The sequence below is a fragment of the Spirosoma aerophilum genome, from assembly GCF_054782495.1.
Genome location: NZ_BAAGSJ010000004.1, coordinates 689,956 through 708,843 on the forward strand (window position 1 = coordinate 689,956; position 18,888 = coordinate 708,843).

At 51.6% G+C, this 18,888-nt stretch carries 14 protein-coding genes; 7 read left to right on the top strand and 7 right to left on the bottom strand.

The window, feature by feature from the left end; all coding sequences use genetic code 11:
• Positions 1 to 28: 28 nt before the first annotated feature.
• From ACYVK4_RS04710 to ACYVK4_RS04725, 4 genes are all read right to left on the bottom strand, one after another.
• Positions 29 to 688, bottom strand: a complete 660-nt coding sequence (locus tag ACYVK4_RS04710) for a hypothetical protein (RefSeq protein WP_461126321.1) — start codon at positions 686 to 688, stop codon at positions 29 to 31.
• A gap of 111 nt (positions 689 to 799) precedes the next feature.
• Positions 800 to 3,007 (bottom strand): S9 family peptidase, encoded by a 2,208-nt coding sequence (locus tag ACYVK4_RS04715; protein WP_461126322.1) that lies wholly within the window; start codon positions 3,005 to 3,007, stop codon positions 800 to 802.
• A 153-nt stretch (positions 3,008 to 3,160) separates the two neighbouring features.
• Complete coding sequence (locus tag ACYVK4_RS04720) at positions 3,161 to 3,682, bottom strand: DinB family protein (RefSeq protein WP_461126323.1); 522 nt, start codon at positions 3,680 to 3,682, stop codon at positions 3,161 to 3,163.
• A gap of 105 nt (positions 3,683 to 3,787) precedes the next feature.
• A complete protein-coding gene (locus ACYVK4_RS04725; RefSeq protein WP_461126324.1) occupies positions 3,788 to 5,920 on the bottom strand; it encodes a S46 family peptidase in 2,133 nt (710 codons plus the stop codon).
• Between the two features lie 324 nt (positions 5,921 to 6,244).
• Between ACYVK4_RS04725 and ACYVK4_RS04730 the strand changes: the two genes are divergently transcribed.
• Together ACYVK4_RS04730 and ACYVK4_RS04735 are read left to right on the top strand one after the other, a co-directional pair.
• On the top strand, positions 6,245 to 6,436 hold the full coding sequence (locus tag ACYVK4_RS04730; RefSeq protein WP_461126325.1) for a hypothetical protein: 192 nt from the start codon (positions 6,245 to 6,247) through the stop codon (positions 6,434 to 6,436).
• A gap of 137 nt (positions 6,437 to 6,573) precedes the next feature.
• Positions 6,574 to 7,392, top strand: a complete 819-nt coding sequence (locus ACYVK4_RS04735; RefSeq protein WP_461126326.1) for a hypothetical protein — start codon at positions 6,574 to 6,576, stop codon at positions 7,390 to 7,392.
• A gap of 108 nt (positions 7,393 to 7,500) precedes the next feature.
• Here the strand turns inward: ACYVK4_RS04735 and ACYVK4_RS04740 are convergent, their stop codons facing one another.
• Positions 7,501 to 8,835, bottom strand: coding sequence for an NAD(P)/FAD-dependent oxidoreductase (locus tag ACYVK4_RS04740; protein ID WP_461126327.1), 1,335 nt, complete (start codon positions 8,833 to 8,835; stop codon positions 7,501 to 7,503).
• Positions 8,836 to 9,046: 211 nt separating this feature from the next.
• Here ACYVK4_RS04740 and ACYVK4_RS04745 point away from each other — a divergent pair, with 211 nt between their 5' ends.
• The gene (locus ACYVK4_RS04745) at positions 9,047 to 11,476 is read left to right on the top strand and encodes a TonB-dependent receptor (protein ID WP_461126328.1); all 2,430 of its coding nucleotides are present in this window, start codon (positions 9,047 to 9,049) and stop codon (positions 11,474 to 11,476) included.
• Entirely contained in the window at positions 11,476 to 12,441 is a 966-nt protein-coding gene (locus ACYVK4_RS04750) for a DUF4249 domain-containing protein (RefSeq protein ID WP_461126329.1), read from the top strand. Before ACYVK4_RS04745 ends, ACYVK4_RS04750 begins: the two co-directional genes overlap by 1 nt.
• Before the next feature lie 205 nt (positions 12,442 to 12,646).
• On the opposite strand, the gene ACYVK4_RS04755 is transcribed toward ACYVK4_RS04750, so the two are convergent.
• Positions 12,647 to 13,750 carry a chorismate mutase gene (locus ACYVK4_RS04755; RefSeq protein WP_461126330.1) on the bottom strand — a complete coding sequence of 368 codons (1,104 nt, stop codon included), beginning with the start codon at positions 13,748 to 13,750 and terminating at the stop codon, positions 12,647 to 12,649.
• A 274-nt stretch (positions 13,751 to 14,024) separates the two neighbouring features.
• On the opposite strand from ACYVK4_RS04755, the gene ACYVK4_RS04760 reads away from it, so the two are divergent.
• Entirely contained in the window at positions 14,025 to 15,242 is a 1,218-nt protein-coding gene (locus ACYVK4_RS04760; protein ID WP_461126659.1) for a proline dehydrogenase family protein, read from the top strand.
• Between the two features lie 62 nt (positions 15,243 to 15,304).
• Positions 15,305 to 16,108 carry a lipoprotein signal peptidase gene (locus ACYVK4_RS04765; RefSeq protein WP_461126331.1) on the top strand — a complete coding sequence of 268 codons (804 nt, stop codon included), beginning with the start codon at positions 15,305 to 15,307 and terminating at the stop codon, positions 16,106 to 16,108.
• Positions 16,109 to 16,412: 304 nt separating this feature from the next.
• Here ACYVK4_RS04765 and ACYVK4_RS04770 read toward each other — a convergent pair whose 3' ends face one another.
• The gene (locus tag ACYVK4_RS04770) at positions 16,413 to 17,297 is read right to left on the bottom strand and encodes an OmpA/MotB family protein (RefSeq protein ID WP_461126332.1); all 885 of its coding nucleotides are present in this window, start codon (positions 17,295 to 17,297) and stop codon (positions 16,413 to 16,415) included.
• Positions 17,298 to 17,554: 257 nt separating this feature from the next.
• Between ACYVK4_RS04770 and ACYVK4_RS04775 the strand changes: the two genes are divergently transcribed.
• Positions 17,555 to 18,676 (top strand): lactonase family protein, encoded by a 1,122-nt coding sequence (locus tag ACYVK4_RS04775; RefSeq protein ID WP_461126333.1) that lies wholly within the window; start codon positions 17,555 to 17,557, stop codon positions 18,674 to 18,676.
• Positions 18,677 to 18,888 lie beyond the last annotated feature (212 nt).

Consider the following 18,888-nt stretch of genomic DNA (forward strand, 5'->3'; position numbering starts at 1 on the left):
ATCGGGTATGTTGTTTACGAGGATTCGGCTACTTCATTTTCAGTTTCACCGTTCCATTTTTTATCACAACCTGATCCTGCTTATCCTGTCTTTTGTAGCCGTTCCCTTCCGGGTCAATATCCGAATCATAGCCCGACGCTTTGGTGATGGCTTTATCTTCCATCTTGCTGATCAATCGTCCCACGCCACCGAATGCAGTAGCGGTGGCTTTTTCTTTCCAGTAGCTGCCCACCAGGTTACTGCTGAAGGTCGCTTCCAGAAACCCATCAGCTCCCATTTTCACCTCCATAGTTTCGTCGCCATTCTGCGACTTGCCAACGTGGTATTCCATGCGGGGCTCGCGTGTCTCTTCGACGTACTTGATGGCGGCAATCCCCTTGTATTTGGTCAAATCCTCCACCTTTTTCTTGTTCTCTTTGGTGTCGGGTTTGTCAGCATCAACGATCAGATATGTGCCGGTTTCGATAATATCCCGTTTGTCGTAGCTGCCGAGCCAGATGCGCAGGGATTTGTCGGGCTTCACGGTATTGGCGGTTATCCACCAGAAGTTGCCGATTCGAACCCGGCGGGGTTGGGTCACGAATTCCTTGCCGTCAATTTGCGCTTTCAACGTATTGTCATTGGCCAGTTGCCCGAACGAAGTCGTGGCCATGAGCGATAGAGCGAGTAAAAGAAGTTGTCTGTTCATCGGATTGGGATGTCCTGTTTAATATCAGTGACAAATAAACCCAATCCGATGATTGACAAATCGTTTCTTTGAGTATCCGGCAAATTTTTGAGTCGGCCAGCAATGCGAGGTCTACTTCTGGGTTAGAGCCTGTGCATCAGCACCCACATAGCGCTCAAAAAATTCATAAATCCGCAGCATCCGATCAATCCGCTGCCGAACGTTGCCCGACCGGCTCAGTTCGTGCGTGGCGCCCGGCATACGAACATACTCTACCGGGCGACCCAATATTTTCAAACTCTTATACATCATTTCGCTCTGGATCGGCCCGGTCCGGAGGTCATTCTCGCCGTGTTTGATCAACAACGGCGTTTTGATATTCTGTACGAAGGTGTAAGGCGAGTTGGCATCCAGCACCTTGGCCTCCGCCGACCACGGATAGGCGAAATAGTTTGGAATCAACCGCCACGCATTACCCTCGCCCAGGAATGTTGTCAGGTCGTATACACCCCGCTGGGCAAAAGCGGCCTTGAAGCGATTGTCGTGGCCTACGATCCAGGCCGTCAGGTAACCCGCATAGGAACCACCCGTGATGACCTGCCGACTGGTATCGACCCAGTTCTCCCGGGCGGCATCCGTCACTGCCGCCAGCACATCTTCGGCCGGGCCGGTGCCCCAATCCTTAATGTTAGCCCGCTGAAAATTGATACCGTATCCACCCGATCCGCGTGGGTTGGCATACACGACGCCGTACCCCTGCGAACACATGTACTGGAACTCGTGCCACATGGATGGCTCTCCCGGTCCCCACATGGCTGTTGGGCCACCGTGCATGTTCAGGAGAAGCGGGTATTTTTTGCCAGCTTCCTGGAAGGACGGCTTCATGATCCAGTAATCGACCGTTTGCCCGAGCGAATTTTTGTAGGTCCGCTTTTCGGGCTGGCTCAACTGCCGCTGAGCTACCCAGTCATTGTGATTGCTTAATTTGGTTTGTGCTTTGGCCGTGGCATCGGTCAGGTACAGTTCCGATGGGTTCGCGACTTCGGTCTTGGCCAGCACAATCCGGTTGCCGTCGACGTCGAAACTGGTAACGCCTGCCGTGAAATCGGTTAGTTGGGTCACCTGCTTCGTAGCCGGATCGAGCCGGTAGAGGGGCGAACCACCGTTGGCCGATGCATTGAAGTAAATGACATAGCCCGTTGCTCCTTTCTTGCCTTTAGCTGGAGCAGGGGCCGTCGTCCAGGCCATGCTGCTGGGTGCCCGGTCGAAGGTGACGAGTTCGACACCCGAAACCGTAGTGCCGTTTACCGTAGCCAGACCAAGCTGAGGAAAGTTAACCCCTTCGGATGACGATACCATAAACGCCAGCTGCTTACCGTCCGGCGACAGATCGGGCGAGCGGTAGCTTTTACCGGCTTCGGCCAGAACAGCTTTCCGCGTACCAGACCCATCGGCCGGAATGTACACGATCATGTTATCCTGCTCCCGGTCGGGGTGTTTGAGCGAATCGCGGTCCGTTACGACTAGCAGCCCCTGTCCGTTTGGCAGCCAGTTGCCGCCCTGATATGAATAAAAGCCGCGCGTAAGGGCTTTGGGCATGGCCCCTTCCTTCACATCGACAACATACATATGCGTGAAGGACATGTCGGGTTCGGTAGTCGCTTCGCCTTGAAAGTTGAGCCGGTTAAATACCTTCGCTTTTTTGTCATCAACGTCCTTTTCCAGATACGCTCGAATTTCGGCCAGTGACCCATCCGGGTTGGCCTTTATTTTCTTGTCGCGCTGGATAAAGTTATTGCTCGAAAAACCCGGTTTCTCCAGTGACCAGGCGGGTGTATTTTTGCCGGGATTAACCAGCGAATCGGTCAGCATCTGGGCCATGGTGATACCCGACGTAAACGCGATCCGGGTACCATCCGGCGACCACAGGGGCGTCGATGCGCCGTAGGTGCTGTTGGTAAGCTGCCAGGCTTCTCCCCCATCCAGCGGCATGATAAAGATCTGGCCTTTACCTTTCACGGTTCGCACAAACGCAATCCGCTGTCCATCCGGCGACCACACCGCCTGCCGGGCCGACTCGGGGCCACGCGTCAGGGCTTTGGCATCACCGGGCTTCAGGTTGCTTAGATAAATGTGCGTCTTGTATTCGTACTCTTCCTTTTGGTCAGGATTCGGCTCAATAGTGGCTAGGGAATAAACGGCCCGCTGCCCATCGGGCGATAGCGAAATACCGCCAACCTGCTTGATCCGGACCATGTCCGTAACGGTAACTTTAGATTTTTGCTGCGCACAGACCGTCTGCGCCGTCAGAGCAATAAGCAGTAAGAAGGTTGCCTTCATGAAGTGTTGGTTGTATTGGGTTATGGTAAAAGTTATTGGGTGAGAAGGGTGTACGTACCTATGGGCCGGGCCGCGTTCGGCTTCAGCCCGTATATGGCGATAGAATGAATACGGGCTGAAGCCGAACGCGGCCCGGCCCATAGGTACGTACGTTCACAGCAGTGGCAGATACCGTTCGTTGATGACATTGACGTGGTGCGTAGCATGCCCAACGAGCACAAAACCCAATGCGATGACGGATATCGGCTGATCGGAGCAGGTGCCGGTACGTAGCAGCATCTCGTCAGTAAAGCTCTTGAACAGAGCGATGTTGGATTGCCTTACCAGCGTGTATTCTTCGTATAGATCGGGGATGGTCCGGTGGATGCCGTTCGCAAATTCACCAAACATCACTTCGTCGAAGCCAGGCAGTGGTGTTTTATCATTGCGGGCGATACGCATCGCCCGGTAGCTCATGATACGCTCGGTGTCGATGATATGCTGTAAAATATCTTTTACCGTCCATTTACCGGGTTCGTAACGGAGATCGCCCAGTTTTTCCAGGGTTTCGGCAGGGATGAGGTTTTCAAATGACACGCCCTGGGTGAGCGCGTCGAGGAGGAGCCAGTCGTTTCCGGCCAGATTGATATACCGGTCGAAGAACTTTGGCATCACCGGAATGTCAGAGATAGTCATACGAATAGAACACAGATTGTACAGACTGAACAGATTTCAACGGATCAAATTAGCAACATTAATCCATTAAAATCTGTCCAATCTGTTTTATCCGCGTTCTATCCCTTATTTTTTTGCCGGCTTGGGCTTCGTTGGCACGGCCGCGCCCGTCAGTTCACTGACCAGCCGATCAGCTTTATAGATGTAGCGCATGGCGGCAATGATACCGCCCGTATGTACCGAGATCGTTCGGTTAGCGTCGGGCACGAAGATGAATTCACCCGGCAGACTCTCCATATTGCCATCGAAAGCCAGCCCCACCGCTTCGAGGTTTTTGTTAATCATCGGACTCCCCGAGTTTCCGCCAATGATATCATTGGTCGAGATAAAGCACATGGGTTGTTTCAATAACTCCATTGGTGGATTCTTCCAGCGGGCAGGCAAATTCCAGGGCGCTTTATCGGCGAAGGAATAATTGCGGTCGTATAAACCGGCGAAGGTTGTCAGAATGGGGGCTTTCGTCCCATTGTAATCATACGACTGCACCACGCCATCGTTGATTCGCAGCGAGAACGTTGCGTCGGGCGGAACAGCCGTGCCGTACACATCGTATAGCATACGTCCCAGCTGACCACGCAGCACCTCCTGTTTCTGCGAAATCTGCCGGGCCTGCCGGGCGGCTGCCACATAGCGCGGGAAACCAATCCGGGCCAGCGCCAGCATCGGATCGCTGGACGCCACAGCCGCATTGGGCCGAGTCGATAATTCACTGACAAACGATGGATCGGTCAGTTTTGTATTTTTTATGAGGTACGCTGCGGCCTCTTTAGGCGTCATCATCTTGCCATTGGCACCCGTCAGGGCCGCTTTTACGTAGGGGTCGTCATTACCCAGACCCGCCTGGGCTTCGGCCAGGTGAGCCGTCAAATAAGCCTCTTCCAGCGACATACTCTTGACCTCGGGCATGCCCATCAGCGACCGGGCGCGTTCGGCATCCTGCGGCCGGGTAGCCAGTAGCTCACTAAACTGAGTGGCTATGTTGGCAAACGTTAACAGTTCGCCCATCGTCCGTTCGCTGGGTCCGAGGTAGTTGGCATCTTTAAATAAACTCCGCAGCTGAGCGGTATTGGCGGCAATCTCATCCCACGTCTTCAGCTGGTCGGGGGGTAAATTTTTAGTTTTGGCAGCAGCTTTAAACTGGCTTTCAAACACCGCCTTACGCTTCAGCAAGCTGGCATCGCGTAACCCTTCGAGTTGCCCCCCATAGGCTTTCAGGCTATTTTCATAGCTGAAAATCTCATTCAGAATACTATCGTTCTTTGCCGTCGCATTATAGGCCTGTAAAGCCGTCGACCGGTTACGCAGCATTTGAATGGTCGCTGGCGTCTGCAAATCCCGGTCGAACTCCAGCTCGGCGACAGTCTTGAGCCGTTCGGTGTGGCCGGGGTTACCAATCACAAAAATCGGTTCGCCATCGCGGACACCATTCGTATTGAATTTGAAAAAATGGGTTGTTTTCAACGGCTTTCCGCCATCATACACTCGAAAAAACGAACAGTCGAGGGCGTAACGGGGATACGTAAAATTATCGTAATCGCCCCCGAAGAAGCCGAGTTGCAGCTCCGGCATAAACACCAGCCGAACGTCGGTATAGCGTTTGAAGCCGTACAGCGCATAGCGGCCACCGTTATAAAACGTGATGGTTTGGAGTTCAAGTCCTTTCCAGCCTTCTTTCGTCGCAAATTCCTTTTTTACCGTTTCAAACGCCTGTTCACGCGCCTGTAGCTGGGCCTGTTCCGTGCCTGCGCCACTCATAGCATCCTGAATCCGTTTGGTGATGTCTTCGATCTTAACCAGCTGATCTACGAACAAGCCATCCACTTTACGCTCTTCGGCGGGTGTTTTGGCAAAGAAACCTGTCGCGTTCAGGTCTTCGCCCTGGCGGGTCACGCCCGTTCCCGACTCCCTGGCGCAGTGGTGGTTGGTCATCACCAGCCCATTGGCCGACACAAACGAAGCCGAGCAATAATCAGCGAAACGAAGGGACGCCAAACGGGCTTCGTCGAACCATTTTTCGTCGGCGGTGAAGTTGTATGTCTTTTTGAAAAAGGCGGAGGGCGGATTATCGAACGTCCACATTTTGCCCAGATCGAGCGGGCCGCCTTTAGTCGTATCGGTCGTTTGGGCTGACGCCGGGCCAACCAGAAATGCCAGGCAAGCGGTTGCCAGCAAAGCGAGACGAAATTTTCTAAACTGCATTAGGCCGAGAAGGATGGTACTTTTCGCTAGTAAACTGTGAAGGTAAGCCAAACGTTTAGGATTTTAAACTGGTGCGGGTGACGGCGGCTGGCGCGGGTTGCCTAGCTGGCACGGGTTTGAACCCGTGCCTTTTCATTAAGTCAGTATTCACTGACGCAAGCGAACCGGAACGCCGGACCGGCTTGCCAAATAAAAGCACGGGTAAATACCCGCACCACGATACACATCCAAAACTTTAACGGAAGCTTAATCACCCCGTTTTAATCAACCGACCTGTTGGCGTATCTAATTTGGGAATTGCTCAAAAAACACAATTCTACGGTTATGAAAACGTCAAAAATGCTCGGGTATATAGTGGCATTGCTGCTACTCATATCGGTTAGCAGCTGTGGGCCAACCTATTACACAAACCGTTCTGTTAATAGCTATGGCCGTCGGCATCATGGTCCGCCACCCCGCCCCTATGGCGGCTACAGAGGGTACGGCTACGGCAACTATGGTCGTTCCGGCTGGTAAGCAATAGATTGAACAGGATAGTGCCCACCAGGGGGTAGGCACTATCCTGTTGTATAGGGCTCGCAGGAACTCATGAGGCTATTTTGTGCCTCATCTATCGAGTTACATACCTCCTACCACCGTTCTTGTTAAACTTTATGAAGCAGACACGTTTACTTGTGCCTTTGATTTATTATTGCCTCTTTCAAACAGCCTTCGCGCAACAACCCCTTCCGTTCAAATCAGGAAAACAGTCTGGCAGCTTTTATTTCACCTGGGGCTACAACCGGGAATGGTACACCGCCAGTACCATTCACTTCCGCAACACAACGACCGATAATTACGACTTCACGTTTATCCACGCGAAAGCCCATGACCGTCCGGATTTACACGACTTTTATAAACTTGACAACCTGACCGTTCCGCAGTACGACATGAACGCCGGTTATTTCTTCAACGATAAACACGATCTGGGCATTGAAATCAGCTGGGACCACCTAAAGTATATCGTTACAGATAACCAGGTTATTCACGTACAGGGGCAGATCCGGGGCCATCAGATCGACAAGGACACGCTGGTAACGCCAAACTTCGTTCACTTGCAGCACACGAATGGGAATAATTACCTGATGCTTAACCTAGTCAAGCGCAAGAAATTGTGGCATGCCAAACACCTTGACTTGAGCGCTATCGGAAAAGTAGGCGGAGGGCCGCTGATCTCCTACACCATTTCGACTGTACTGGGCAATGGTCAGGAAGGGCCTTTCCATTATCACGGTATGGTGGCCGCTCTGAGCGCCGGGCTGAGGATGGATATTTTCAAATACTTCTTTCTGCAATCCGATTTCCAGGGAGCCTGGGCCGATTACACCAACACCCGGCTCGGTGCCGACCAGCAGGGTCTGGCTACGCACCACTTTTATTCGCTCCAGTACAAATACCAGTTCGGCTTCAATTACCCAATTAACCGGCGGTGACGGATAGCACACGGATTAATGTGGTCTTTAGGATGACCTATGATCTATAAATGAAAAACAGAAATCATAAGTTATCCTAAAAACCACACTAATCCATGTGCCATACCTCTATTCACTCTGGGCCATCATCTCCTGCCCTACTTTATCGTCTTTGCGGATAAATGGCCGGATAATGATCCGGGTGCCACGCTCGTAGGTGAACAGACGGTATACCCAGTTGCTGAAGACGACCAGCTTACTGCGGAAGCCTACCAGATACCAGATATGGACGAACAGCCAGGCCATCCAGGCCACAAAACCGCCCAGGTGTATATTTCCCGGCAGATCGGCCACGGCACGACTGCGGCCTACAATGGCCAGTGAGCCTTTATCAAAATATTTGAACGGCTCTGTCGGCTCGTTCTTCATCAACCGACGAATATTTTTGGCCAGATGCTCGCCCTGCTGAATGGCGGGCTGCGCTACGCCGGGATGTCCTTTGGGGTAATCGTCCAGTTTCATCAGGGCAATATCACCAATGGCAAACACATTCGTCAGGCCTTGTACGCGGTTGACAGGATCCACCAGAATCCGGCCCCGCTCGATCGACTCAGCAGGGATGCCGTCGATCAATGCTCCCGTTACGCCAGCGCCCCACACCAGGGTCTGGGTTCGTATCTGCTCACCCCCTTTAAAGGTGACCGTCTCGCCGTCGTACGACTCGACCAGTGTGTTGAGCTTGATGATAACACCCAGGTCTTCGAGGTACCGCTGGGCTTTTTTACCAGCTTCCTCCGACATGGGCGGCAACACTTTGCCCAGCCCTTCTACGATGAATATCTTCATCTGGCTAAAATCCAGACCCGGGTAATCGCTGGGGAGCACGTGTTTGCGCATTTCGGCCAGCGAACCGGCCATTTCTACCCCCGTTGGCCCCGCTCCGGCAATGACGAACGTCAGCAGACTTTCCCGTTCAGCAGGGTCGGTGGTGACGCTGGCCTGCTCGAAGCACTGCAGAAACTGACTTCGCACGTTGAGCGCTTCGGGAACCGTTTTCAGCGGGAACGAGTATTTCTGAATCTCTTTATTGCCAAAAAAGTTGGACTTCGTTCCGCTGGCAATCACCAGGTAATCATAGTGCAGATCACCGATCAGGGTTGTTACCGTTTTCGTAGCCGGGTCTATTTTGTTGACCCGCACCATGCGGTAATGGAAGTCTTCGAACCCGTCGAACATCTTCCGGAAAGGTTCAGCAATAGCGTCGGGTTCCAGACCCGCCGTAGCTACCTGGTACAACAACGGCCAGAAACCGTTGTAATTTTGTTTATCCAGCAGCACGATCTGAACATCGGTGTTGCGCAGACTTTTGGCCAGATTCATGCCACCAAATCCACCACCGATAATGACGACACGCGGTTTTGTCGTGTCCGGTATATTGAGCGAAAGTTTATCGAATTGAAGCATAGTCGTCAGGCGTTCAGCACAGGGTTCTTTTCCGGGTATAGTACCTTGTAATCAGGCCTTTTGTTTGAACCGGCGGGGGAAAATGAGCAATTGATCACTAGCTTCGTCGTTTCGTTATAAGTTACCTCAGAAAAGTGACTGCTGTGGTCACGCCCGTTTAGTTTTCTACTTATACAACAAAACCAACACGCTCTTTAGTTTGCCCGCACCCATGCGCATACGAGTACAGGCCTTTCTTTTTTTCTTTCTGTTTATCAGCCGCTTACAAGCCCAGACAACCACCCGGTTTACCATTAGTGGCTACGTTCGGGAAGCCGGAAGTCTGGAGGCCCTGATTGGCGTAAATGTCTATTTACCCGGCACCACCACCGGCACTACTACCAACACCTACGGTTTTTATTCGCTTACACTGCCCGCTCAGGATAGTGTACGTGTGGCCTATTCGTTTGTCGGCTACGAATCCATCGAACGCCCGGTTGCTTTTCGCAAAAACCAGACGGTCAACGTACTGCTGTCGCCCGGCCAGGCGTTAACATCGGTTGAGGTGAAAGCCGGTCGTCTGACCGAAAAAGTGAGCGAGAGTGCGCAGATGAGTGCTATTGATGTTCCTGTTGCGCAGATCAAGAAAATACCGGCTTTTCTGGGCGAGAAAGACGTGCTGAAAGTACTGCAACTGATGCCGGGTGTTCAGAAGGGTTCGGAAGGGCAAACGGGAATTTACGTTCGGGGGGGCGGGCCGGATCAGAACCTCATCATTCTGGACGATGCCGTTGTGTATAATGCCAGTCACCTGTTCGGTTTCTTCTCGGTCTTTAACGGCGATGCGATTAAAAGTGTCGAGCTGATCAAAGGCGGCTTCCCGGCCCGGTACGGCGGGCGGCTGTCGTCGGTCATCGACCTGAATATGAAAGACGGCAACCGCGAAAAGCTGCATGGCGAAGGCGGTATTGGCCTGATTGCATCCCGGCTCACGCTCGAAGGGCCACTCACGAATAATAAAAAGACAGGGCAGCGGTCCGGGTCATTTCTGGTATCCGGCCGCCGGACGTACCTCGATATTGTAGCCGCTCCGTTGATCAATGCACAGACCAAAGGGCAAACCCAGGCGGGTTATTATTTCTATGATCTGAACGCGAAAGCGAATTACGATTTCAGCCCAACCGACAAAATTTACCTAAGCGGCTACTTCGGCCGCGACCGGTTCTACGCCCACGACAACACCCAGAACAATGACATCGGCCTGGGCTGGGGCAATGCAACGGGTACCCTCCGCTGGAATCACCTGTTCAACCAGAAACTATTTGCCAACCTGTCCCTGATTTTCAGCGACTATAAATTCCAGATATCGGCGGTCGAGAAAAGCACACTGGCAACGGATACCTATTCACTCGAATACAATTCCGGCATTCGGGATTTCTCGCTGAAATATGACGTCGATTACTACCCCACTCCTCAGCACTCCATAAAGGCGGGCATGCAGAACACTTATCATCGTTTTACGCCCAGTGCCGTTGTCCTGCAAAACGCTGGTATCAATCAGTCCATTAACAATATCAATACCATTGATGTGCTGGAGTCGGGCATGTATGCCGAAGACACCTGGCGGCCGTCCAGCCGATGGCGCATGAATGGCGGCCTGCGGCTGAGTTATTTTCGACAGACAGATGCGAGCTATCTGAAACCAGAACCCCGTTTCTCGGCGGCCTATACACTCAAACCCGACCTGTCTATCAAGGCGTCGTATGCGCTTATGAATCAGTACATTCATCTGTTGTCGAATACCGGCATTGGCCTCCCGACCGATTTATGGGTACCCAGCACCGACCGGGTCAAACCACAGCAATCGCAGCAGGTAGCGGTTGGTTTGGCCAAAGACTTCACGACCGGGGGCGCGTTCGCCAAAGGGCTGACGCTGACCGTCGAAGGCTATTACAAGTCCATGAACAACATCATCAACTACAAGGAAGGAGCGAGTTTTTTACTGATCAATGACCCAACCTCGGCCAACAGCATTCGGTGGGAAGACAATGTAACGGCCGGGCGCGGCTGGTCCTATGGCGGAGAAGTACTGCTGCAAAAAAAAGCGGGCCGTTTCTCGGGCTGGGCGGGTTACACGCTTTCCTGGACTCAGTGGCAATTTGCCGAGCTTAACGGTGGTCAGCCTTACTATCCGCGCTACGACCGTCGGCACGATGTTTCGCTGGTGGGCATCTACGACCTCAGTAAGCGGATCACCCTGTCGGCGGTCTGGGTATATGGCACGGGCAATGCGCTGACCGTTCCGGTGGGCCGCTATGATACCTACCGGGCGGGCAATACGCTGGTCTACGGTGGCTCGCCGGGTATTGTTCAGTCGTTTTTCAACAACGGGCGCACCGTCGACGATTACGGTACCCAGAAGAATAGTTTCCGGGCCGAACCCTACCATCGCTTCGATCTGGGCATTCAGTTTCACAAGCAGATGAAGCACCACGAACGCACCTGGGAATTCAGTGTGTATAATATGTACGACCGCCGAAACCCATTTTTCTACCGCCTGGAGTCCGTTGCCGCCACCGCCACCGAGCCCACCCGAACGGCTCTGTTTCGCTACTCCGTGTTTCCTGTCGTACCCTCTGTCAGCTATAATTTCAAGTTTTGATGTACTCAACCGCCCGAAGTGGATTCGCTCTTTCTGGTTTAGCCATTTATCTGGCTATGATTGCCCTGCTTGGAAGTTGCAACAGTCTCCGCAACGAAGTCGACCCGGAGCAATTGGGCCTTGAACAAGCTAAACTCGTTGTTAGCGGCTTCTTATGTCCGCAAGACACCGTATTGACTATCAAGGTAACCCGTTCCAACACGGTGGTTGGTGACAGCCTTAGTTTGTTGCAGACAGGGAATAACATAACAGATGCCACGGTAACAATAGCCGATGGCAACCAATCGGTCAGGTTGCTCTACAATAATCTGAAGCAAGGTGTCGATACGACAAAGCAGTTCTATTACAGCGCCAGTACCCGGTTGTTACCCATTCTGGCCGGTCATACCTATTCACTCACCGTTACGACAGCCAACGGTCAGCGCGCTACCAGTACCTGCACCATTCCTCAAGCCGTCGACCCAACCGTTATCAAATTTGATTCGCTGGCAGAAACCCAGAATCGCAGACCGACCGAGCGGTATTATATCCGGGTAAATTGGCAAGACCCTGCCGGGCAGGCAAACGCGTATCAGGTTGCCGGTATTTTTCGGTATACAACGAAAACAAACGTTCGTGAAGAGGCTTATACGAGCCTTTCGTTCGACGATGACAGGCGGGGCTTATTTACCGATGATGGTCTGGATGGTACCATTATACCGTCGGGCAGGGCGTTTATAACGCCCAACTCATCGACCAGCACCCTGCAAACGGGCTTTTTCAACCAATACAACACCGCTTCCGTTACGGTTAGCCTGCTGAGCGTTGAGCAATCCTATTACCGATATCAGGAGGCCATCATTCGGCAGCGTCGGTCGCGCAACAATCCCTTTGCCGAACCTGTCCTGATCCCCAGCAATATCCAGGGTGGCCTCGGCTGCTTCGCCGGTTATAATAACGCCACGAGAACGTTGAAGTTGAAGTGACGTGGTGGCGTTAGTGAAATGGGTGAGGTAAGTTGGAACCGTAACTTGTCTCCATTCCTCATTCCACTCGCTTAAGGTTATCCGCGTGCCATCTTTAGCCTTCATCGACGGAAGCCATCTTTCATAAAAAAGTCCTACCCACAAAAAAAGTGGAGTAGAGACCAGTCCCTACTCCACTCAATTCATTAACTGCACCAAAAACGAACTAGGCGTTTTGGGCAGCGCTGTTTATGATTTCGGTTTGCTTCCGAATCGACTCCATGTGGATGATCTTGTAGATCTCTTCCACCAGTTCGGGGTACAGATTCAGTTTTTTACCGAGTTCGGTACGTGTTTTCAGGATTTCCTTCCAACGCTCAGGCTGGAACAGCGTAACGTTATTGTCGCGCTTGTACTCGGCCAGACGCTCAACGAGGGCCATCCGGGCGCCCAGCATTTCAACGATCTGCCGGTCAACGTTGTCGATATTACGACGCGACTGCTCCACAAAGCTTTGGAATTCCAGATTCTGCGACTCAACCTGCCGAATTTGAAGATGGTCGAGCATGTCGCCGAAAGCGGCTGGGGTCAACTGCTGGGCGGCATCACTCCACGCTTTATCGGGGTCAATGTGCGATTCAACGATCAGACCGTCGTAGTTCAGGTCCATCGCCATCTGAGCCAGTTCGTTCAGGTAAGCACGCTTACCCGACATGTGACTGGGATCGCCGATGATAGGCAACTGAGGAAAGATCGACTTCAGTTCAATGGCCATCTGCCACATCGGAATGTTACGGTACTTGCTGGCTTCACCTGTAGCAAAACCACGGTGAATAGCACCCAGTTTCTTGATACCCGCTCCGGCCAGACGCTCGAACGCACCTACCCAAAGGGCTAAGTCCGGGTTTACCGGGTTTTTTACCAACACAGGAACATCAACGCCACGCAGGGCATCAGCAATTTCCTGTACGTTAAATGGGTTAACGGTCGTCCGGGCACCTACCCACAGAATATCAACACCATATTTCAGAGCCAGTTCGATGTGCTCGGGCGTAGCGACTTCCACGGCAAACGGCAAACCCGTTTCCGCTTTGGCGCGCTGGATCCAGGGCAGAGCGGCTTCGCCCATACCTTCAAAACTACCCGGCCGGGTGCGGGGCTTCCATACGCCCGCGCGGATAACATGAACCGCGTCCAGCGCTTTCAACTGGCGGGCAGTTTCTACTAATTGATCTTCGGTCTCAGCACTGCACGGTCCGGCAATGATCAGAGGTTTGCCGTTGGTATCAATCCACGATCCAAGCGGCTCTACGGCTAATTCTACTTTCATACTATACGCCTAATCTAAGAGTAACACCTGCTACTCTATGGGGAACTTTAAATTTAATTTTGTGGTATATTTGCAGAGGAATTGGCTGTCTTTCAAGCCGGTTCCTTCATTTGTCTATAACCGTTTTTAGTTTGTCGAACCAAGCCGCGCCGGCACATTGACCGATTGACCGAAATTTCGTTATATATTTCGGTCGTGTTAGCCGACACGCACTTAAGCTATGCTAGTAGCACCGCCCAAACGGAGCACTGATATGTCGAACCGAAGTAATCTAATGCCGGAGACTGTCCAGGGCCTGAAAGACGTCAAGTCAACCATTAGCCCCCTTTCCTTTGAGGACACTTCGATTGCTTTTTCGTCCCAGTCGGACTTTAAACTCCGAAAGACCTACTGGTTATTTGCGTTGATGAATAAGGGATGGCTGGTAAATTTAGGGACTTTTTTTATAAAGATCGCCCTACGCTTACGTCTCCCCATCAAATTCCTCATTAAAAACACAATTTTCGACCAATTTTGTGGAGGAGAGAGCATCCAGGACTCTGAAAAAACAATCCGGACCCTACACGATGTCCATGTAGGAACTATCCTCGACTATTCGGTTGAGGGTGAGGAAACTGAAAAAAGTTTCGACGAGACAACACTCGAAATCCTTCGGACCATCGAGCGGGCCAGCGAATCCAACGACATTCCTTTTTCTGTCTTTAAGGTGACGGGTATTGCCTCTACCAACCTGCTGGAAGCGATCCAGATTGGCGACTCCCTCAACAAAGAACAGAAAGCTGAATTTGACCGGGTCATGAAGCGTGTTGATACCATTTGTCAGCGGGCTCATGAACGGAATGTACGCGTTTTTATCGATGCTGAAGAAAGCTGGATACAGGATACCATCGACACGCTGGCGTATGAAATGATGGACCGCTATAACCATGAGCGCCCTATCGTTTACAATACGTACCAGATGTACCGCTGGGAAAGTATGTCTCACCTTCAACGGGATACGGCCGAAGCACAAGCCAAAGGCTATTACCTGGGGGTAAAACTGGTGCGCGGGGCCTACCTCGAAAAAGAGCGCCTGCGCGCCCACGAAGAGGAATACCAGGACCCCATTCAGCCCACGAAGGCAGAAACCGATAAAGCCTTTAACGAAGCGATCGACTTCTGTTTGCAGAATCGCCAAACCATCTCGATTTGTCTGGGTACTCATAATGAAGAGAGCTGCCAGTATTGCGTTCAGCATATGCAGGAAATGGGCATTGCTCCCGACGATGTGCATATATACTTCGCCCAACTACTGGGCATGAGCGACAACATTTCGTACAACCTTGCCAATGCCGGATACAACGTTGCCAAATATGTACCCTACGGTCCTGTAGAAACTGTTATGCCTTATTTGTTCCGTCGGGCCGATGAGAACAAGTCGATTGCCGGACAGAGTAGCCGCGAGTTTACGCTGGTTAGTAATGAATTGAAACGCCGGAAAGGCTCTAAATAAGTTGAGTACTCACAAACAGCAAGGTCCCGGTCGATTGGTCGGCACCTTGCTGTCTTTTTATTATGATTCAGAAAAGTCCCTATAAGTTTTTTCTGCTGACGCTGCTGCTGATTCTACTCGATCAGGGCGTGAAGCTGGCTGTTCATTTTTACATGGCACCCGGCTTTGCGGGCCAGATCAAGGTGGCTGGCGATTGGTTGAAGCTCCATTATGTGCTGAATCCCGGGATGGCCTTCGGGATGCAACTGGGACATGAATACGGAAAACTTCTGTTAAGTGTCTTCCGGCTCTTTGCAATGGTCGGTATTGGCTTCTACTTAGTAAGTCTGGCCAATCGGGGTGCTCCGAATGGTCTGCTCTGGGCAATGGCCATGATTCTGGCCGGTGCCGTCGGTAACGTTATCGACAGTACGTTTTATGGGGTCTTTCTGAACAACGCTCCTTATGGCTCCCCTACCCCCTGGTTCCACGGGCAGGTGATCGACATGATCTTTGTTGACGTGTGGGAAGGGTTCATTCCGGAATGGGTACCCGTTTGGGGTGGTCAGTATTACTCGACACCCATTTTTAACATTGCCGATTCCTGCATTTTCATTGGTGTCTGTCTGATCCTGTTCTTCCAGCGCCGGTTCTTCGGCGAACCGCCTATCGAAGACAGCCTCCTTCCTGTTTCGGGACCGGATGCCACTAACGCAGCCGTGTTACCTGCCTCTGAATTTATTGACGAAGAGAGCCATACGCATCAGGAGCCAACCACGTCGGAACCCATTAACGAAGCTCCTGAACCGACAGACGATACGCCAAGCCAGCCAACACCGGAATCACTATTACCCGAACCGGAAGAAGAATCAAAACGGTCGGAATAACGCGTCGAAAAATTAATACTGTCTCATCCTCGGGCTGCTTAAGAAATCATCTTAGGCAGCCCGATTTGCGTTTAGGCCGGGGTATCTGCTTGTGCTGTCAGTTTCTTAAAACTGACCCGGTAGGTTTCTCAAAACCTATCGGATACGCTATCAACCGAACGGGATTTCGATAAACAGACCACACTGTATAGTAGCCTGACGGCTACGCGGAATACCCTTCCACGCTACATCAAAAAGCCCTCTCAGGTAGTCCTGAGAGGGCTTTTTAGAACCGGCTTTCGAATAACCCGAAAGGCCTTGTAAATTATTTGCTGCCACCAGCCTGACCGCTCGACAACAGATTGAAGAACTGATCAAGTTTTGGGGTAATGATGATTTCTGTACGACGGTTTTGCTGACGACCAACCGACGTTGTGTTGTCATCTTTTGGCGAGAACTCCGACCGGCCACCGGCAGTCATCCGCGTGGGTGCTACACTAAACTTGGTTTGCAAAGTCCGAACAACCGATGTAGCCCGCAGGGCGCTCAGGTCCCAGTTGTCTTTGATGGCGTTTGTGGCAATGGGGACAGCGTCCGTGTGGCCTTCCACCAGAATATCGAGGTCTTTGTGGTCATTAACTACCTTGGCCACTTTACCTAAAACCACTTCAGCGGCAGGTAGAACGTCATAGCTACCGGATTTGAAGAGAAGTTTGTCGGAAAGGGATACGTACACAACACCTTTCTTCACTTCAACTTGTACATCCTGGTCGTTGATGTCATCCAGCGACCGTTTCAGACTCATGACCAGCGCCAGATTGATCGAATCTTTCCGCTGAATAGACGCATTCAGGTTGTTGGTGTATTTGGTCTGTTCGTTTAGTGTTTCAAGTGATTTTTTGATGCTTTCGGCACCCGATTTACTCACGATCGACAAATCCGACATCCGGTCAAGAAGGTTCGTATTCGTTCTTTTGAGATAATCTATTTGCGACTGCAGATCGCTCACTTGTTTGTCTTTACCTTGTAAATCAGTGTCTTTGGCTGACAGTTGCGAACGAAGGGTAGCGGTACGCTGATCGCAATCGTTCAGGGACGCAACAGCCTTATCACGGGCATCCTGCAACGATTTAATTTCGGCCAGGCGCTTCTTGCTGTTACAGGAAGCTAGCATAGTTACGGCCGCGAAAATTATCAATACTCGTCTCATAGTACTGGAAGTGTTAACGAAAAGTTAGGTTTTAACGATAAAAGCTAAGAATGAATGGGGCTAATCGCTTCGCAAAAGTAAAGGATTCCGTTCAATCGTTTCAATAGCATACACCAACTAAACAATTCTATTTCTATTATTTCCTCATTGAACTGCTATTTTTTTTAAAAACTTTACATCAGCAACGAAAGAAGCCCCTGCAATGCCGGTAGTTTACATTCTGACAACGCTTATTGATATGACTCATTATTGAACGTATGAACAAGCTATTAGTAAGTATGATGGTAAGCACAGCCCTGTCAGCCCAAGCACAATCCGGCAAAGAGATGATGTATGTGGGCACGTATTCCACTCGGGGTAGCGAAGGTATTTATGTGTTCGAATTCGATCGGAAAGCCGGGATAATGCAACCCGTTCAGGCCGTTTCGAACAAAAAAAGCCCATCTTTCCTGGCCGTTCACCCATCCGGCAACTACCTGTATTCAGCCAACGAAGGAGCCGATAAAAAGGGGGGCGTTGGTGCTTATGCCGTCGACAGGGCAACCGGTAAACTTCAATTCCTGAATGAGCAATCGTCGCTGGGGGATGGCCCCTGTCACGTTAGCGTCGACAAGACGGGCAAAATGGCCTTCATCTCCAACTATGGCGGAGGCAGCCTCGCCGTGCTGCCCATTAAGACCGATGGCACCCTGGGGGCTGCTTCCGACAGCGTGCAGGACGTGGGCAAAGGTCCCAACGCACAACGCCAGGAGAAATCCCATGTTCACTCGGCCACGCTGGCACCCGACAACCGGTTTGTGTATGTAGCCAACCTCAGTACCGACAGGGTGAATATATTCGACATCGACACGAAGGCCGCCAAAGTAAAACCGGCGGCTACACCCTATGCCTCCGTGAACCCCGGCTCCGGGCCGCGCCATTTCACCTTTCACCCCAATGGCAAATACGCGTATCTGGTCGAAGAGCTGACATCTACCGTCGCTGTGTTTTCCCGCAATGCGAAGACCGGCGCATTAACGCTGATCGACCAAAACATTAAAACACTGCCAGCCGACTTTTCGGGACAGAACACAAGCGCCGACATCCACATCGACCCGTCGGGCAAGTTTCTGTACCAGTCGAACCGGGGGGCCAATACACTGGCTATTTTCGCGATTGGCTCCGATGGCAAGCTCACCAAAGTGGGCGACCAGCCAACCGAAGGCAAAACGCCCCGCAACTTCCTGATCGACCCCAAAGGTGACTTTGTGTTTGTGGCCAATCAGGACACGGACAACATCACGATCTTTAGACGCGATCAGAAAACGGGAAAGCTAACCTACACCGGTCAGTCGGTAAAGGTACCAGCCCCCGTATGCGTGATCATGACGAAGGGATAAAACACTGCCAAATCGGTTCGTTATGTAGATAATTCCAACACCAGCCGGAATCCTATCGATTATCCGGTCTATGGCAAAACCATAACCCGAACGAAATCATAGCCAATACATTCGGCACCAGGCGGTGGATTTTTGATTTCGTTGCGGAAGAAATGACACAACTGCTGTATTTTAGCCGAAAATCTTACTTCTTTAAAAATTTTATTAACCCC

Excerpts from the sequence above, each read along its gene's own strand:
- ACYVK4_RS04710 (WP_461126321.1), bottom strand. The coding sequence starts at position 688 with ATGAACAGACAACTTCTTTTACTCGCTCTATCGCTCATGGCCACGACT.
- ACYVK4_RS04715 (WP_461126322.1), bottom strand. The coding sequence starts at position 3,007 with ATGAAGGCAACCTTCTTACTGCTTATTGCTCTGACGGCGCAGACGGTC.
- ACYVK4_RS04720 (WP_461126323.1), bottom strand. The coding sequence starts at position 3,682 with ATGACTATCTCTGACATTCCGGTGATGCCAAAGTTCTTCGACCGGTAT.
- ACYVK4_RS04725 (WP_461126324.1), bottom strand. The coding sequence starts at position 5,920 with ATGCAGTTTAGAAAATTTCGTCTCGCTTTGCTGGCAACCGCTTGCCTG.
- ACYVK4_RS04730 (WP_461126325.1), top strand. The coding sequence starts at position 6,245 with ATGAAAACGTCAAAAATGCTCGGGTATATAGTGGCATTGCTGCTACTC.
- ACYVK4_RS04735 (WP_461126326.1), top strand. The coding sequence starts at position 6,574 with ATGAAGCAGACACGTTTACTTGTGCCTTTGATTTATTATTGCCTCTTT.
- ACYVK4_RS04740 (WP_461126327.1), bottom strand. The coding sequence starts at position 8,835 with ATGCTTCAATTCGATAAACTTTCGCTCAATATACCGGACACGACAAAA.
- ACYVK4_RS04745 (WP_461126328.1), top strand. The coding sequence starts at position 9,047 with ATGCGCATACGAGTACAGGCCTTTCTTTTTTTCTTTCTGTTTATCAGC.
- ACYVK4_RS04750 (WP_461126329.1), top strand. The coding sequence starts at position 11,476 with ATGTACTCAACCGCCCGAAGTGGATTCGCTCTTTCTGGTTTAGCCATT.
- ACYVK4_RS04755 (WP_461126330.1), bottom strand. The coding sequence starts at position 13,750 with ATGAAAGTAGAATTAGCCGTAGAGCCGCTTGGATCGTGGATTGATACC.
- ACYVK4_RS04760 (WP_461126659.1), top strand. The coding sequence starts at position 14,025 with ATGCCGGAGACTGTCCAGGGCCTGAAAGACGTCAAGTCAACCATTAGC.
- ACYVK4_RS04765 (WP_461126331.1), top strand. The coding sequence starts at position 15,305 with ATGATTCAGAAAAGTCCCTATAAGTTTTTTCTGCTGACGCTGCTGCTG.
- ACYVK4_RS04770 (WP_461126332.1), bottom strand. The coding sequence starts at position 17,297 with ATGAGACGAGTATTGATAATTTTCGCGGCCGTAACTATGCTAGCTTCC.
- ACYVK4_RS04775 (WP_461126333.1), top strand. The coding sequence starts at position 17,555 with ATGAACAAGCTATTAGTAAGTATGATGGTAAGCACAGCCCTGTCAGCC.